Consider the following 15,212-nt stretch of genomic DNA (forward strand, 5'->3'; position numbering starts at 1 on the left):
GCGATGAGGACGGGGGTCCGGTCACTCACTCGTGAAGATGCTTCCGAGACGGTCCATGCGCTCCAGCGCGATGCCGCAGCCGCGCACCACGCAGGTCAGCGGGTCTTCGGCCACCAGCACCGGCAGGCCGGTTTCCTCGGCCAGCAGGCGGTCCAGGTCGCGCAGCAGCGCGCCGCCGCCGGTCAGCATCATGCCGCGTTCGGCGATGTCGGCGCCCAGTTCGGGAGGCGTCTGCTCGAGCGCGTTCTTCACGGCCGAGACGATGTTGTTCAGCGGATCGGTCAGGGCTTCCAGCACTTCGTTGCTGCTGATGGTGAAGCTGCGCGGCACGCCTTCGGAAAGGTTGCGGCCCTTGACTTCCATTTCCTTGACTTCGGAGCCCGGGAAGGCCGAGCCGATGTTCTTCTTGATGACTTCGGCCGTCGGCTCGCCGATCAGCATGCCGTAGTTGCGGCGGATGTAGTTGATGATGGCTTCGTCGAAGCGGTCGCCGCCCACGCGCACGGAGCCCTTGTAGACCATGCCGCCCAGCGAGATGACGCCCACTTCGGTGGTGCCGCCGCCGATGTCCACCACCATCGAGCCCGAGGCTTCGCTGACGGGCAGGCCGGCGCCGATGGCCGCGGCCATGGGTTCCTCGATGAGGTAGACCGAGGTGGCGCCCGCCGCTTCGGCGGCGTCCTTGATGGCGCGGCGCTCGACCTGGGTCGAGCCGCAGGGCACGCAGATGATGATGCGCGGGCTCGGCGTGAGCAGCGTGCGCGGGTGCACCATCTTGATGAACTGCTTGATCATCTGCTCGGTGATCACGAAGTCGGCAATGACGCCGTCCTTCATCGGGCGGATGGCCTCGATGTTGCCGGGCACCTTGCCCAGCATGGCCTTGGCCTCGCGGCCGACGGCCTGGATCACCTTCTTGCCGTGGGGGCCGCCTTCGTGGCGGATCGCGACGACCGAGGGCTCGTCCAGCACGATGCCCTTGTTGCGGGCGAATATCAGGGTGTTGGCGGTGCCGAGGTCAATCGCCAGGTCGGTGGAGAAGTACCGACGGAAAGCTCCAAACATGTGCGGAATCCTCTGAGCACGGCCTGCGCACCGGCAGGTCGTCGCTCTATTTTTTGGGTCGTTTGACGGGGTGGATTGATCGTTTTTGGCGCAAAAGCCGGCGTGTTCGCGGGGGTTGCGGCAAAGGCGGGATAATACCCGAATCCCCTCTGATTCCTGTATTAGCACCCGCTTCGGCGTGCGATTCCCCCGCTTTTTTGGGCCGTCCCGTCATATGTCACTTTCCGCATCCGATATTGCGCGCATCGCCTCGCTGGCGAGGCTGCAGCTTGCCCCCGATGAAAGCGAGCGCATGCTCAACCAGATCAACGGCTTCTTCGACCTGGTCGAACGCATGCGTTCGGTGGACACCGCCGGCGTCGAGCCGCTGGCCCACCCCGTGGCGGCGCTCGAAGACATCACGCTGCGCCTGCGCGACGACGTGGTCAGCGAGCCGAACAACCGCGAAGCCAACCAGAAGAGCGCCCCGGCCGTCGAAGCCGGCCTGTTCCTCGTGCCCAAGGTGATCGAATAATGAGCAGCAGCGGCGAATTGCATCAATTGAGCGTGGTCGCGCTGGCCAAGGCGCTGGCCGAACGCAAGGTCTCGGCCGTCGAGGCCTCGCAGGTTTTCCTGGGCCGCATGAAGGCCCACCAGTCGCTGGGCACCTTCGTGGACGTCAATGAAGAGGTCACGCTGGCCCAGGCCCGCGCCGCCGACGCGCTGATCGCCGCCGGCAACGCCCCGGCGCTGGCCGGCGTGCCGATTGCGCACAAGGACATCTTCGTTACCGCCGACTTCGCCACCACCGCCGGTTCGAAGATGCTGGCGGGCTACCGCTCGCCGTTCGACGCGACCGTGGTGCGCCGCCTGGCCGAGGCCGGCGCGGTCACGCTGGGCAAGCTGAGCTGCGACGAATTCGCCATGGGCTCGGCCAACGAGAACGTCGCCGTGCCCGCCGTGGGCCACGACACCGCCGTGCCCGTGCAGAACCCCTGGAACCGCGAGCGCATTCCGGGCGGCTCGTCCGGTGCCAGCGCGGCCGCCGTGGCGGCGCGCCTGGCGCCCGCGGCCACCGGCACCGACACCGGCGGCTCGATCCGCCAGCCGGCGTCGTTCTGCGGCGTCACCGGCATCAAGCCGACCTATGGGCGCGCCTCGCGCTACGGCATGGTGGCCTTCGCATCGAGCCTCGACCAGGCCGGCCCGATGGCCCGCTCGGCCGAAGACTGCGCGCTGCTGCTGTCGGCCTTCTGCGGCCCCGACCTCGACCGCGACTCCACCTCGATCGACAAGCCCGCCGAAGACTTCAGCCGCTCGCTGAACGACTCGCTCGAAGGCCTGCGCATCGGCGTGCCGAAGGAGTTCTTCGGCGAAGGCGTGGCACCCGGCGTGCGCGCGGCCGTGGACGCGGCGCTCGCGCAGTACGAGAAGCTCGGCGCCAGGCGCGTCGAGGTGAGCCTGCCGCGCACCGAGCTGTCGATTCCCGTGTACTACATCCTCGCGGCCGCCGAAGCATCGAGCAACCTGAGCCGCTTCGACGGCGTGAAGTTCGGACACCGCGCCAAGGACTATTTCGACCCTGCGAGCAAGAAGAGCCCGCTCACGCAGATGTACGAACGCACGCGCGCCGAAGGCTTCGGCGACGAGGTGAAGCGCCGCATCATGATCGGCACCTACGTGCTCTCGCACGGCTACTACGACGCGTACTACCTGCAGGCGCAGAAGGTGCGCCGCATGATCGCCGACGACTTCCAGCAGGCCTTCAGGCAGTGCGACGTGATCGCCGGCCCCGCCGCGCCCACCACCGCGTGGAAGCTCGGCGAACACGGCGACGACCCGGTGGCCGACTACCTGGCCGACATCTTCACGCTGCCCGCCTCGCTGGCCGGCCTGCCGGGCATGAGCGTGCCGGCAGGCTTCGACGACGGCATGCCCGTGGGCCTGCAGCTGATCGGCAACTACTTCGGCGAAGCGAAGCTGCTCAACGCAGCGCACCGCTTCCAGCAGGCCACCGACTGGCATGCACGCACGCCGGAGGGCTTCTGACATGAGCGAGACCGTGAACACATTCGAAGCACAACAACAGGGCCGCCCGACCGGCCCGCTGGTGCGCGGCTATGAAGTCATCATCGGCTTCGAGACGCACGCCCAGCTGTCGACGAACAGCAAGATCTTCAGCCGCGCCTCCACCGCCTTCGGCGCCGAGCCCAACACGCAGGCCTGCGCCGTCGACCTGGCGCTGCCCGGCACGCTGCCCGTGATGAACAAGGGCGCGGTCGAACGCGCCATCAGGCTCGGCCTGGCGCTGGGCTCGCACATTGCGCCGCGCAGCGTGTTCGCGCGCAAGAACTACTTCTACCCCGACCTGCCCAAGGGCTACCAGATCAGCCAGTTCGAGATTCCGGTGGTGCAGGGCGGCACGGTGTCGTTCTTCCTCGGCGAAGAGCAGAAGACCGTGCGCCTGGTGCGCGCCCACCTCGAGGAAGACGCGGGCAAGTCGCTGCACGAGGACTTCATCGGCCAGAGCGGCATCGACCTGAACCGCGCCGGCACGCCGCTGCTCGAAATCGTGACCGAGCCCGACATGCGCTCCACCGCCGAGGCCGTGGCCTATGCGAAGGAGCTGCACAAGATCGTGACGTGGATCGGCATCTGCGACGGCAACATGCAGGAAGGCAGCTTCCGCTGCGACGCCAACGTGTCGGTGCGCAAGCCCGGCGACAAGCTCGGCACGCGGCGCGAGATCAAGAACCTCAACAGCTTCAAGCACATGCAGCAGGCGATCGACTACGAGATCCGCTGGCAGATCGAGGAGATCGAGGACGGCCGCAAGATCGAGCAGGCGACCGTGCTGTTCAACGAAGGCACCGGCGAGACGCGTGCGATGCGCGCCAAGGAAGACTCGGCCGACTACCGCTACTTTCCCGACCCCGACCTGCCGCCGCTGGTGATCGCTGCCGACTGGATCGAACGCGTGAAGGCCGAGATGCCCGAACTGCCGCGCGCCATGGCCGAGCGCTACGTGAGCACGCACGGCCTGTCGGCCTACGACGCAGCGCAGCTCACGCAGAGCGCCGCGCTGGCCGGCTACTTCGACGAAGCCGTGAGCGCGGGCGCCACGCCCAAGCTCGCGAGCAACTGGATCACCGGCGAGATGGCGCGCCGCCTGAACGCCGCCGAGATCGGCATCGAGGCCGCGCCCGTGAAGGCGCAGCAGCTGGGCCAGCTGGTCAAGCGCATCGCCGACGGCACGCTGCCGAACAATGCCGCGCGCCAGGTGTTCGACGCCCTGTGGACCGGCGAAGGCAGCGATGTCGACGCGATCATCGAGGCGAAGGACCTGAAGCCGATGGCCGACACCGGCGCGCTCGACACGATCCTCGACGAGGTGATTGCGAAGAACGCGAAGAACGTCGAGGAGTACCGCGGCGGCAAGGAAAAGGCGCTGAACGCCCTGGTGGGCCAGGTCATGAAGGCCAGCGGCGGCAAGGCCAACCCGGCGCAGGTCACCGACCTGCTGAAGGCCAAGCTGGCCGCCTGATCGAAGGAAAAAAGCCTGGGCCTTGCGCAAGGCCCAGGCGGGCTCAACCGGGGGGCATCTACGACCCCGTCGGCCTCAGCGCGGGTTGCCGCCGTTCTGCGGCGTCCACAGGCCCTTGAGCCGCGTGCGCTCTTCGTCGAAGCGCGCATTCACCCGCTTCTTCTCTTCTTCCTGCTCCGAGATGAAGCGGTTCTGCACGGCCACGCTCTGCGTGTTGTCCTCGAGCTTGCGGCGCACCGCGCCGGGCGCCTTGGTCGGGTCCTGCTTGTAGAACTCCATCTCCTCGTCGATCTTCTTGCGGTCTTCGCCCAGTTCCGCAATGCGCTTGCGCGCCGCCTGGCTCACCACGTCGACCTGCGCCAGCGCCTCGGTGCGCTCGCGGTCGTGCGTGGTGGCGTTCGGGTAGCGCACCAGCAAGGCCCGCTCGCGGCGGCGCTCGTCGGTGATGCGCGCCGCCTGCACGGCGGCTTCACGGGCGCGGTCTTCGCGCTCCTGCAGCTCGCGCGCCGTGTAGGTCGGCTCGATCTTGCGGCGCACCGAGCCGCTCGGGTTCAGCTCGCGCTGCTCGCGGTCGCTGCACTCGGCAATGGGCCGGTCGGCCGTGAGCGTGCGCCCGCGCGCGTCGGTGCAGGTGAAGATGCCGGCGCCCGCGCCTTCCAGTTTCTGCGTTTGCGCATGCAGCGCGCCGCAGAAAAACAGGGACGAGGTTGCCAGGAGCGTGAACGCCGCCGCCAGCAGGCGAGCCGGTTTGCCGTGGTCGCGTGCGTGCATCGGGCTGTGCCTCAGCTGGCGCCGTAGCGCGTGCGGTAGGCCAGCACGCGCTCGTGGTGCGCGCCCAGGTCGGCCGCGGCATTGCCCGAGAGGTAGCTCAGCAGGTCGTCCAGCGTGGCGATGGCGATCACCGACAGGCCGAGCTGGTTGCGCACGTACTGCACGGCGCTGTGGTTCACGTCGACACCGTTCTCGGTGGCCTTCTCCTGCCGGTCGAGCGCGATGGCCACGGCATGCGGCGTGGCACCGGCGGCCTGGATGGCGGCGATCGACTCGCGCACCGCGGTGCCGGCGGACATGACGTCGTCGACGATCAGCACGCGGCCCTGCAGCGGCGCGCCCACCAGGTTGCCGCCCTCGCCGTGCGCCTTGGCTTCCTTGCGGTTGTAGGCAAAGGGGTAGTTGCGACCGCGCCGCGCGAGCTCCGCGGCCACCGTGGCGCCCAGCGGAATGCCCTTGTAGGCGGGGCCGAAGATCATGTCGAATTCGAGCCCGCTCTCGATCAGCCGGTCTGCATAGAATCCGGCCAGACGGGCGATCTTGCCGCCGTCGTCGAAGAGCCCCGAATTGAAGAAATAAGGACTCATTCGACCGGCTTTGGTCTTGAATTCGCCGAAGCGCAGCACGCCGGCATCCAATGCGAACTGGACGAAGTCCTGTGCGACCGCGCTGCTTTTCTCACCATCTACAGCCATCGGAAATTCCTTGTGTTCAAACTGACCAGTCTCAATCTCAATGGCCTGCGTTCGGCCGCTACCAAAGGCGTGGCCGACTGGGTGGCCGAACTTGCGCCGGATTGTATTTGCATGCAGGAGATCCGGGTCCAGGCCAGCGACATCGAAGGCCGTTTCGAGGAGATGGCCGGCCTCAAGGGCCATTTCCACTTCGCCGAGAAAAAAGGATACGCCGGCACCGCCGTCTACACCAAGCACGCACCGAGCCAGGTGGTGGTGGGCTGGGGCGACGCCGAGTTCGACGCCGAGGGCCGCTACCTCGAGCTGCGCTTCGACACGCCCAAGCGCAAGTTCTCGGTCATCAGCTGCTACTTCCCCAGCGGCAGCTCGGGCGAGGAGCGCCAGCAGGCCAAGTTCCGCTTCCTGAAGGGCTTCTTCCCGCACCTGCTGGCGCTCAAGAAGGAGCGCGAGTTCGTGCTGTGTGGCGACATCAACATCGCCCACCAGCAGATCGACCTGAAGAACTGGCGCGGCAACCAGAAGAACAGCGGCTTCCTGCCCGAGGAGCGCGCCTGGATGACCCGCCTGCTCGACGCCGGCACCGACGGCGCGGGCCTGGTGGACGTGTACCGCATGCTCAAGCCCGAGACCACCGCCGACGCCTACACCTGGTGGAGCAACCGCGGCCAGGCCTACGCGAACAACGTGGGGTGGCGGCTGGACTACCACCTGGCCACGCCGGCCATCGGCGCGCTGGCCCGCACCGAGCAGATCTACAAGACCGTGAAGTTCTCGGACCACGCGCCGATCACGGTGGACTACGACTTCACGCTGTAAGCCGGCCCTTCAGCCGCGCCCCCGGCCTCGGCCCAGGCTTCAACGCGACAGCGCGGGCAGCGCCTTCTCCAGCGTCGCCACGAAGGCCTGCATGGCCTCCGTTTCGTGTGCGCCGCGCTTGGCGATGCGGTAGAAGTCGAGCCCGACCTTCGGCTTGGTCAGCACGTCGGTGCGCACGCGGTGGCGGCGGCAGGCCGCGAGCGCGAAGGTGGGCATCACGGCCGTGCCGAAGCCGGCCTCCACCATCGAGATCAGCGTGCCGAAGAAGTTGAAGGCCGGACGCTGCGCGTCGGCCAGGCCGATGGCGCCCAGGTGCTGGTCGATCACCTTCTGGATCGGGTTGCCCGGCGGCAGGCCGATGAGCTCGTCACCGCGCAATGCCGACCACGGCGCCTGGCCGAAGGCCGGGGTCGCACGGCTTGCATCGCCGTCGTTGCCGCCATTGCCACCATCGACCGGCGCCACCCGCATCAGGTGAAAGCGCCCGACCGGCGTGCGTTGCAGGCCTGGCGCGGCCTTGAAGAAGAAACCCAGCCCCATGTCGGCGTCGCCCGCCGCCACCATGGCCTCGACGTCGCGCAGGTCGGCGTCGAACAGGCGCAGGCTCACCTGCGGGTGCGCCGCGTGGAAGCTGTTGAACACGCGCGGCAGCAGATGCGACGACACCAGCGGCGTGGCCGCGATGCGCAGCGTGCGGCGCGCCGCCTCGCCCGCCGCGCCCAGCTCGGCCGCCACGTCGTCCAGGTCGGTCACCAGCCGCTCCACCACCGGCAGCAGCCGACGGCCTTCCGGCGTGAGGCTCACCACGCGCGTGGTGCGGTCGAACAGCCGGCAGCCCAGCTGCTTTTCCATCTCGCGCACCAGGATGCTCAGCCCCGCCTGCGTGATGTGCGCCTGCTCGGCCGCGCGCGTGAAGTTGCCGATGCGCGCCACGTGCAGGAACGCGCGCATCTGGCGGGTCGACAGGTTCATAAGGATTCATGATAAATCCATATCACATCTAAATTTCCCAAATGGTTTATCTGCGTTCCTAATCCGGCCCGAGACAACCCCGGGCGCAACGCGCGCATTCACCATGAGCAAAGAAGTCATCATCCTGGGCGCCGGCATCGGCGGCCTGACCCTGGCGCTGAGCCTGCACCAGGCCGGCATCGCCTGCCGCGTGTACGAGGCCGTGCCCGAACTCAAGCCGCTGGGCGTGGGCATCAACCTGCTGCCGCACGCGGTGCGCGAACTCACCGAACTCGGCCTGCTGCCCGCGCTCGACAAGGTCGGCGTGCGCACGCAGGAGGCCGTGTTCTTCACCGAGCACGGCCAGCTGGTCTTTCGCGAAGCCGCGGGCCAGCACGCGGGCTACGACTGGCCGCAGTTCTCCATCCACCGCGGCGACCTGCAGACGCTGCTGTACGAAGAGACGCTCAGACGCCTGGGCCCCGACAGCGTGGTGTGCGCGCGCCGCTGCACCGGCGTCGAGCAGGACGCGCAAGGCGTCAGCGTGCACTTCGCCGACGCGCCCTCGGTGCGCGGCGCGGTCGCGGTCGGCTGCGACGGCATCCACTCGGCGCTGCGCAAGCAGCTCTACCCGAACGAAGGCGCGTCGCGCTATTCGGGCGTGAACATGTGGCGCGGCACCACGCGCTGGAAGCCCTTCCTCTCGGGTGGCAGCATGGTGCGCGCGGGCTGGCTCACGGTCGGCAAGATGGTGATCTACCCGATCCGCAACGACATCGACGCCGAGGGCCACCAGCTCGTCAACTGGGTCGCCGAGATCCATGCGCCGCAACCCGCGCTGCGCGACTGGAGCCGCGCCGGCCGCCTCGAGGACTTCCTGCCGGCCTTCGCCGACTGGCACTTCGACTGGCTCGACGTGCCCGCGCTGATCCGCGCGTCCGACACCATCCTGGAGTACCCGATGGTCGACCAGGACCCGCTGCCGCGCTGGACCCACGGGCGCCTCACGCTGCTGGGCGACGCCGCGCACCCGATGGTGCCGCGCGGCTCCAACGGCGCGGGCCAGGCCATCATCGACGCGCGCTTCCTCGCCGGCGCGCTGAAGGACATGGGCGTGGGCCCCGCCGCGCTCGAGGACTACGACCGCGTGCGCGTCAAGGCCACCACCGACGTGGTGCTGACCAACCGCAGCAACCCGCCCGACACCATCCTGCGCGAGGTGTACGAACGCGCGGGCGGCAAGCGTTTCGAGAAGATCGAGGACGTCGTGCCCGTCGCCGAGTTGCAGGCCATCTCGGACAACTACAAGCGCGTGGCCGGCTACGACCCGGTCGCACTGAAGGCCCGGCCTTCCTTCCTTTGACATTCGAACATTCCCGGAAGAACACGGAGACAACGACATGCGTTCAATGCGCTCACTGACCAAGACCCTCGCCACCCTGCTCGCCGCCGCCGGCATGGCCACCGCCGCGCACGCCTGGCCCGACCAGCCCATCACGCTGGTGGTGCCCTACACGCCCGGCACCGGCATCGACCTCGTGGCACGCCAGCTCTCGGCGCGCCTGCCCGCCCTGCTGGGCCAGCCGGTGATCGTGGAGAACGTGGCCGGTGCCAGCGGCAACATCGGCAGCGAGCGCGTGGCGCGCGCCAAGCCCGACGGCTACACGTTGATGGTGCAGGTCAATACGCTGGTGATGAACCGCAGCCTCTACAAGTCGCTGAGCTACGACCCCGTGGCCGACTTCGCGCCGGTGTCGCTCACCTCGTGGGGCACGCTGCTGCTGGTGACCAACCCGAACGTGCAGAAGGTCACGTCGGTGCAGCAGATGGTGAGCGCGGCCAAGGCCGCGCCCGGCAAGCTGACCTACGCCACGCCCGGCGTGGGCACGCCGCACCACCTGTCGATGGCGCTGCTGATGCAGGGCACCGGCACCGAGATGCTGCACGTGCCCTACAAGGGCACGGCCGGCGCGGTGACCGACCTGCTGGGCGGGCGCATCGACTACATGTTCCTGCCGGTGCACGTGGCGCTGCAGCACATCCAGGTCGGCAAGCTCAAGGCCATTGCCACCGGCAGCGGCAAGCGCCTGGCGCAACTGCCCGACGTGCCCACCCTGGCCGAGGCCGGCGTGACCGCCGACAACGTGGACATGTGGTACGGCGTGCTCGCGCCGAAGGGCACGCCGGCGGACGTTGTCGCGCGCCTCAACACCGAGATTGCGAAGGTGCTGAAGCAGCCGGACGTGGCGAAGTCGTTCGAGTCGCAGGGCATGGTGCCGGCCAGCTCGACGCCGGCGGAGTTCGGCGCGCTGATGAAGAAGGATGCGGACCGCTGGGCCAGCGTGGTGAAGCGCGGGAACATCACCGCGGACTGAGCCCGGTCTTTTCCTTTTGTATTTTTCCCTCCCCTCCCGGGGAGGGCCGGGGTGGGGGCACGACGGCTTTTGAGAAGGTTGCTGCCTGTGCGTAGGCCGCTTGCCCCCATCCCAGCCTTCCCCCGGAAGGGGAAGGAGCAAGACCCCTCAGCGCGACGCCGGGCCCTTGCCCGCATGCCGCGCCAGATGCACCTGGTGCAGCGTGATCTTGCGCACCTCAGCCTGGCTGGTCTCGATGTGCGCGCGCAGCAGCATCGCGGCCTGGTCGCCGCGGTTCGCGCGGATGGCCTTCAGTATCTTCGCGTGTTCGTCGTAGGTGGCGTCGATGCGCGGCTGCTTGGTGAAGTCGAGCCGGCGGATGATGCGGATGCGGTCCGTCACGTCGCCGTGCACGCGCGCCATCTCGGCATTGCCAGCGGCCGCCACCAGCGCGCAGTGAAAGGCCTCGTCCCACTGCGCCACCTGCGCCATGTCGCTGCTGCGCTGCGCCGCGGGCACCAGCCAGATGTCGGCCAGCGTGTCGAGCAGGCCGCGGTCGATGTGGCGATCGGTTTCGCACAGCCGGTGCACGGCGGTGGTCTCCAGCACCATGCGCAAATCGTAGAGCTGCTCGAACTGCTCGAAGTCGAAAGGCAGCACGCGCCAGCCGCTGCGAAACAGCACCTCGACGAAGCCTTCCTGCTGCAGCCTGAACAGCGCCTGGCGCACCGGCGTGCGAGACACGCCGAGCCGGTCGCTGATCTCGTTCTCGGTGAAGCGATCGCCCGGCACCAGGATGAACTCGGCCACGTCGCGCTTGAGCTGCGCGTAGACCTCGTCGGCCCGTGTGCGGAAAACCGTCGCGTCGACAGTGGGGGCGACGGCGGCGGCGGCGGGGGCTGAAGGTTCGGGACGGGGTCGGACGGTAGACACGGGTGGGATGTTAGTCGTTGGCGCCGTGGTCACGACGGCGTGTTCAGCGCACCAGGCGCATCCAGTGCATCCAGTGCGTTCAGCAGCGCGGCGCTCGGCGCGGTCCAGCCGACGATGCCGCCCTGCGCGCGCACCATGTCGAGCGTGGCCGCCTTGAACGCCGGAAAGTAGCTCTCGGTGCAATCCTCGAGCAGCAGGCTGTCGTAGCCGCGGTCGTTGGCTTCGCGCATGCTGGTCTGCACGCACACCTCGGTCGTCACGCCGCCGAACAGCAGGTGCGTGATGCCGCGCTGCCGCAGCAGGTCGTGCAGCCCGGTGGCGTAGAACGCGCCCTTGCCCGGCTTGTCGATGACGACCTCGCCGTCGACCGGCGCCAGCGCATCGATGATCTGGTTGCCCGGCTCGCCCGTCACCAGGATGCGGCCCATCGGACCCTCGTCGCCGATGCGCAGCGTGGGGTTGCCGCGGTTGCGCTTGGCGGGCGGACAGTCCGACAGATCGGCGGCATGCGCCTCGCGCGTGTGCACCACGAGGCCGCCGGCCCGGCGCCAGGCGCGCAGCGCTCGCTGCGTGGCCGGCACGATGGCCTCCAGCAGCGACACGTCGTTGCCCAGCGTCTCGCCGAAGCCGCCGGGCTCGATGAAGTCGCGCTGCATGTCGATGAGCACCAGCGCCGTGCGGGCGACGTCGAATTCGTAGGGGAAGGGGTTGGCTTGCTCGATGCGCATGGTGCGGCTCGCTGGTTGTTTCAACGCGAATGCGGCGCTCAGGCCGCGGCCCTCGCGACATGCGCGGGCTCGTGGTGCCCGCCACCCATGTGCGCGCCGATCACATGCCGCTCGGCGCCCGCGGCCGGCGTCTCGAACACGATCTGCCCCTCGCTCATCACCACGATGCGGTCGGCCAGCTCCAGCAGTTCGTCGAGGTCTTCGCTGACCAGCAGCACCGCCCCGCCCTTCTCGCGCACCTGCACGATGCGCGAGTGGATCTCCGCAACGGCCGCGAAGTCGAGACCGAACACCGGGTTCGCGGCAATCAGCACGTTGATGTCGCCCGCCAGTTCACGCGCCAGCACCGCGCGCTGCACGTTGCCGCCGGACAGGCTGCGAATCGGCGCGCCCTCGCCCTGCGTCTTCACGCCGTACTCGGCGATCCATTCGCGCGCCCGGCTGCGCCAGTACGGAAAGCTCAGCACGCCGCCGCGCGACAACGGCGGCCGGTCGAAGTCGCGCAGCGCCATGTTCTCCGCCACGCTGAGATCGCCGACGCAGGCATTGCGCAGCGGCTCCTCGGGCAGGCTGCGCACCTTGAGCTCGCGGTTCTCCGCGCGGTGCGCGCCGTAGGGCCGGCCCATCACCGTGACCTTGCCCGCCAGGCGCGGGCGTTGGCCGACGAGGGCTTCGACGAGTTCGCGCTGCCCGTTGCCCGACACACCGGCCACGCCGAGGATTTCGCCGGCGCGCACGGACAGGCTCAGGTCGTGCAGCGCCAGCGTGCCGCGGTCGCCCTGCGCCTTGAGGCCTTCGACCTTCAGCGCGACAGGCGCATCGGCAGGCAAGGGCTTGCGGCTGACCGGTGCCTGCGAAGACGACTGCGCCTGCTCGCCGCCCATCATGGCCTGCGCCAGTTGCGCCGGGCTCGTGTCCACCACGCGGCAGTGGTGCACCGCCTTGCCGCGCCGCAGCACCGTCACGCTGTCGGCATACGCCATCACCTCACGGAACTTGTGCGTGATGATCAGCACCGTGCACAGCCCGCTGCGCGCGAACTCGCGCACATGGCCCAGCACCTCGTCGGCCTCCTGCGGCGTGAGCACGGAAGTGGGCTCGTCGAGGATCAGCAGGCGCGGCTTCAGGTAGAGCTGCTTCAGCAGCTCGAGCTTCTGCTTCTCGCCCGCGGCCAGCTCCGAGGGCCGCACGTCGAGGTCGAGGCTGAACGGCGTGGTCGCCAGGAAGGCCTCGAGTTCCGCGCGCTTGGTCTTCCAGTCGATCAGCGCGGGCGTCTTGCCGCCCGCGAGCAACAGGTTCTCGGCCACCGTCATGCCCGGCGCCAGCGTGAAGTGCTGGTACACCATGCCGATGCCCAGCGCGCGCGCCACGATCGGGTTGGCGATGTCCTGCTCGCGCCCGTCGATGAGGATGCTGCCCTCCTCCGCGCGCTGGAAGCCCGCCACGCACTTCACCAGCGTGCTCTTGCCCGCGCCGTTCTCGCCCAGCAGCGCATGCACCGTGCCGGGCTCGACGCGCATCGTCACGCTGTCCATCGCGGTGAAGGCGCCGAAGCGCTTGGTCAGCCGGTAGGTGTCGAGCGCGAGTGCGCCGCTGCCCATGGGCAGGCCGCCGATGGCGTGGGGAGAGATTGCGCTCATGGCATTCATGGCGTTCAGCCCAGCGTGGCCAGCAAGGCCCGGGAGGTGGCGTGCGCGCCGAACACGCCGCCCTGCATCGTGACCATCTTCAGCGCCGCCAGGTGGTTGCCATGGTCCGTCGCAGCGGTGCAGTCCGACAGCAGCAGGCACTCGAAGCCGCGGTCGTTCGCATCGCGCATCGTCGTGTGCACGCACACGTCGGTCGTGATGCCCGCCAGGATCAGGTTCTCGATGCCGCGCGTGCGCAGGATGAGTTCCAGGTCCGTCGCATAGAACGAGCCCTTGCCGGGCTTGTCGATCACCACCTCGCCCGGCAGCGGCGCCAGCTCCGGAATGATTTCCCAGCCCGGCTGGCCGCGCACCAGGATGCGCCCGCACGGCCCGTCGTCGCCGATGCCCACGCCGTTCGCGCCGATCTGCCGCGAACGCCAGCGCTTGTTGGCCGGCAGGTCGCCCAGGTCGGGCCGGTGGCCTTCGCGCGTGTGGATGATGTGATAGCCCAGCGGGCGCAAGGCGGCCAGCGTGCGCGCGATGGGCTGGATCGGCGCCTGCACCAGCGACAGGTCGTAGCCCATCACGTCGACATAGCCGCCCTTGCCGCAGAAGTCGGTCTGCATGTCGATCACGATCAGCGCGGTGTTGTCGGGCCGCAGCGCGCCGTTGTACGGCCAGGCGTAGGGCTCGGCCGCCACGTGGCGCTCGGTGGTGTTGGCGATGGTGGTGGTCATGGTTTTCGCGTCATCCCCGGTAGTTGCGCTCGGGCGGCGCGAAGCCGCAACTGGTGCCGTCGGTCACCTTCACCTCGGCGCTCCACGGCAGCTTGTAGGTGCCCGCGGCCATGTCGCGCATGTAGGTGTACGGGCAGTCCTGTGCGCCGCCCTTCACCGCCACGTAGCCGCGGTGGTACAGCTGGTAGATGTTGTTCTCCACGCCCCAGCCGGTGCGCGCCTCGCGCACCAGGTCGGGCCGCAGCTCGGCGGTGACGATCTCGTCGACACGCCCGCCGCCCTCGGCCAGCACCGTGCCGTCGAAACGGCAGAACATGCCCTCGCCCATCGAATCGAAGCTGCCGTCGCTGCCGCTGAGGCACACGCTCGCGGTGTAGGCCAGGTTGCAGAAGGCGTTGGCCTGGTTGGTGATCTTCCACGCATGGCGGATGGGCGCGGTGTAGCCCGCGGTGCGCAGGATGATGTCCGCGCCCTTGTACGCGGCCTCGCGCGCCATCTCGGGGAACATGCCGTCGTGGCAGATGATGAGCGACAGCGTGCTGCCGTTGGGCCCTTCGCACACCGGAATGCCGAGGTTGCCCGGCTCCCAGGGCTCCACCGGCACCCACGGGTGCAGCTTGCGGTAGTAGAGCTTGACGGCGCCCTGGTCGTCGATGATCAGCCCGCTGTTGTACGGGTTGCCGCCGGGGTTGGCCTCCATGATGGAGAAGCAGCCCCAGATGCGGTGCTCGATGCAGGCCTGTTTGAAGGCCGCCACCTCGGGGCCGTCGAGCGTGCACATGATCTCGGGGCTGGTGTCCATCGACAGGCCGTGCAGCGCGTACTCGGGGAACACCACGAGGTCCATCGTGCCCTGGTTGCGGCGCGCCTTGCCCACCATGTCGCAGATGCGCCGCGTCTGCGCGGCCAGGTCGGCCGGTGTCTTCACGTTGGGCAACTGCAGTTGCACCAGGCCGACGACCACGCCGTGCGCCGATTTGTTGAGACCTCCGAGACCGCTCATGGCAT

The 15,212-nt window shown here is 68.6% G+C and carries 15 protein-coding genes; 6 read left to right on the forward strand and 9 right to left on the reverse strand.

The annotated features are described in order from the left end of the window. Positions 1-21: 21 nt before the first annotated feature. Positions 22-1,065 carry a rod shape-determining protein gene (locus BM013_RS13520; RefSeq protein WP_007833435.1) on the reverse strand — a complete coding sequence of 348 codons (1,044 nt, stop codon included), beginning with the start codon at positions 1,063-1,065 and terminating at the stop codon, positions 22-24. A gap of 214 nt (positions 1,066-1,279) precedes the next feature. Between BM013_RS13520 and gatC the strand changes: the two genes are divergently transcribed. Genes gatC through gatB form a run of 3 tightly spaced genes read left to right on the forward strand, consistent with a single transcriptional unit; the run spans position 1,280 to position 4,588 of the window. Next, entirely contained in the window at positions 1,280-1,579 is a 300-nt protein-coding gene (gatC, locus tag BM013_RS13525; RefSeq protein ID WP_093127757.1) for an Asp-tRNA(Asn)/Glu-tRNA(Gln) amidotransferase subunit GatC, read from the forward strand. Beyond that, a complete protein-coding gene (gene gatA, locus BM013_RS13530) occupies positions 1,579-3,093 on the forward strand; it encodes an Asp-tRNA(Asn)/Glu-tRNA(Gln) amidotransferase subunit GatA (RefSeq protein WP_093127759.1) in 1,515 nt (504 codons plus the stop codon). Before gatC ends, gatA begins: the two co-directional genes overlap by 1 nt. 1 nt (position 3,094) lies before the next feature. Continuing rightward, positions 3,095-4,588 (forward strand): Asp-tRNA(Asn)/Glu-tRNA(Gln) amidotransferase subunit GatB, encoded by a 1,494-nt coding sequence (gatB, locus tag BM013_RS13535; protein ID WP_093127761.1) that lies wholly within the window; start codon positions 3,095-3,097, stop codon positions 4,586-4,588. A 75-nt stretch (positions 4,589-4,663) separates the two neighbouring features. Here the strand turns inward: gatB and BM013_RS13540 are convergent, their stop codons facing one another. Both BM013_RS13540 and pyrE read right to left on the reverse strand, forming a co-directional pair. After that, positions 4,664-5,359, reverse strand: a complete 696-nt coding sequence (locus tag BM013_RS13540) for a DUF4124 domain-containing protein (protein ID WP_093127764.1) — start codon at positions 5,357-5,359, stop codon at positions 4,664-4,666. An 11-nt stretch (positions 5,360-5,370) separates the two neighbouring features. Next, entirely contained in the window at positions 5,371-6,054 is a 684-nt protein-coding gene (pyrE, locus tag BM013_RS13545; RefSeq protein WP_093127767.1) for an orotate phosphoribosyltransferase, read from the reverse strand. A 12-nt stretch (positions 6,055-6,066) separates the two neighbouring features. Here pyrE and BM013_RS13550 point away from each other — a divergent pair, with 12 nt between their 5' ends. After that, positions 6,067-6,870 carry an exodeoxyribonuclease III gene (locus BM013_RS13550; RefSeq protein ID WP_093127770.1) on the forward strand — a complete coding sequence of 268 codons (804 nt, stop codon included), beginning with the start codon at positions 6,067-6,069 and terminating at the stop codon, positions 6,868-6,870. A 39-nt stretch (positions 6,871-6,909) separates the two neighbouring features. Here BM013_RS13550 and BM013_RS13555 read toward each other — a convergent pair whose 3' ends face one another. After that, a complete protein-coding gene (locus BM013_RS13555) occupies positions 6,910-7,842 on the reverse strand; it encodes a LysR family transcriptional regulator (RefSeq protein ID WP_093127773.1) in 933 nt (310 codons plus the stop codon). A gap of 103 nt (positions 7,843-7,945) precedes the next feature. Here BM013_RS13555 and BM013_RS13560 point away from each other — a divergent pair, with 103 nt between their 5' ends. Continuing rightward, positions 7,946-9,184 carry a flavin-dependent oxidoreductase gene (locus tag BM013_RS13560; RefSeq protein ID WP_093127776.1) on the forward strand — a complete coding sequence of 413 codons (1,239 nt, stop codon included), beginning with the start codon at positions 7,946-7,948 and terminating at the stop codon, positions 9,182-9,184. A gap of 46 nt (positions 9,185-9,230) precedes the next feature. Next, positions 9,231-10,196, forward strand: coding sequence for a tripartite tricarboxylate transporter substrate binding protein (locus BM013_RS13565; RefSeq protein ID WP_093127779.1), 966 nt, complete (start codon positions 9,231-9,233; stop codon positions 10,194-10,196). Between the two features lie 147 nt (positions 10,197-10,343). Here BM013_RS13565 and BM013_RS13570 read toward each other — a convergent pair whose 3' ends face one another. The 5 genes from BM013_RS13570 to BM013_RS13590 are packed head-to-tail and all read right to left on the reverse strand — an operon-like array spanning position 10,344 to position 15,207. Next, positions 10,344-11,108, reverse strand: a complete 765-nt coding sequence (locus BM013_RS13570) for a GntR family transcriptional regulator (RefSeq protein ID WP_093127782.1) — start codon at positions 11,106-11,108, stop codon at positions 10,344-10,346. Positions 11,109-11,137: 29 nt separating this feature from the next. Continuing rightward, positions 11,138-11,836 carry a cysteine hydrolase family protein gene (locus tag BM013_RS13575; protein ID WP_093127785.1) on the reverse strand — a complete coding sequence of 233 codons (699 nt, stop codon included), beginning with the start codon at positions 11,834-11,836 and terminating at the stop codon, positions 11,138-11,140. 38 nt (positions 11,837-11,874) lie between these two features. After that, entirely contained in the window at positions 11,875-13,476 is a 1,602-nt protein-coding gene (locus BM013_RS13580) for an ABC transporter ATP-binding protein (RefSeq protein WP_093127788.1), read from the reverse strand. Between the two features lie 14 nt (positions 13,477-13,490). Continuing rightward, the gene (locus BM013_RS13585; RefSeq protein ID WP_093127791.1) at positions 13,491-14,204 is read right to left on the reverse strand and encodes a biuret amidohydrolase; all 714 of its coding nucleotides are present in this window, start codon (positions 14,202-14,204) and stop codon (positions 13,491-13,493) included. Positions 14,205-14,214: 10 nt separating this feature from the next. After that, positions 14,215-15,207, reverse strand: coding sequence for a formamidase (locus tag BM013_RS13590; protein ID WP_093127794.1), 993 nt, complete (start codon positions 15,205-15,207; stop codon positions 14,215-14,217). Between the last annotated feature and the right edge of the window lie 5 nt (positions 15,208-15,212).

Origin of the sequence: Variovorax sp. OK605, from assembly GCF_900115445.1 — a bacterium.
In the GTDB taxonomy this organism is placed as follows: Bacteria; Pseudomonadota; Gammaproteobacteria; order Burkholderiales; family Burkholderiaceae_C; genus Variovorax.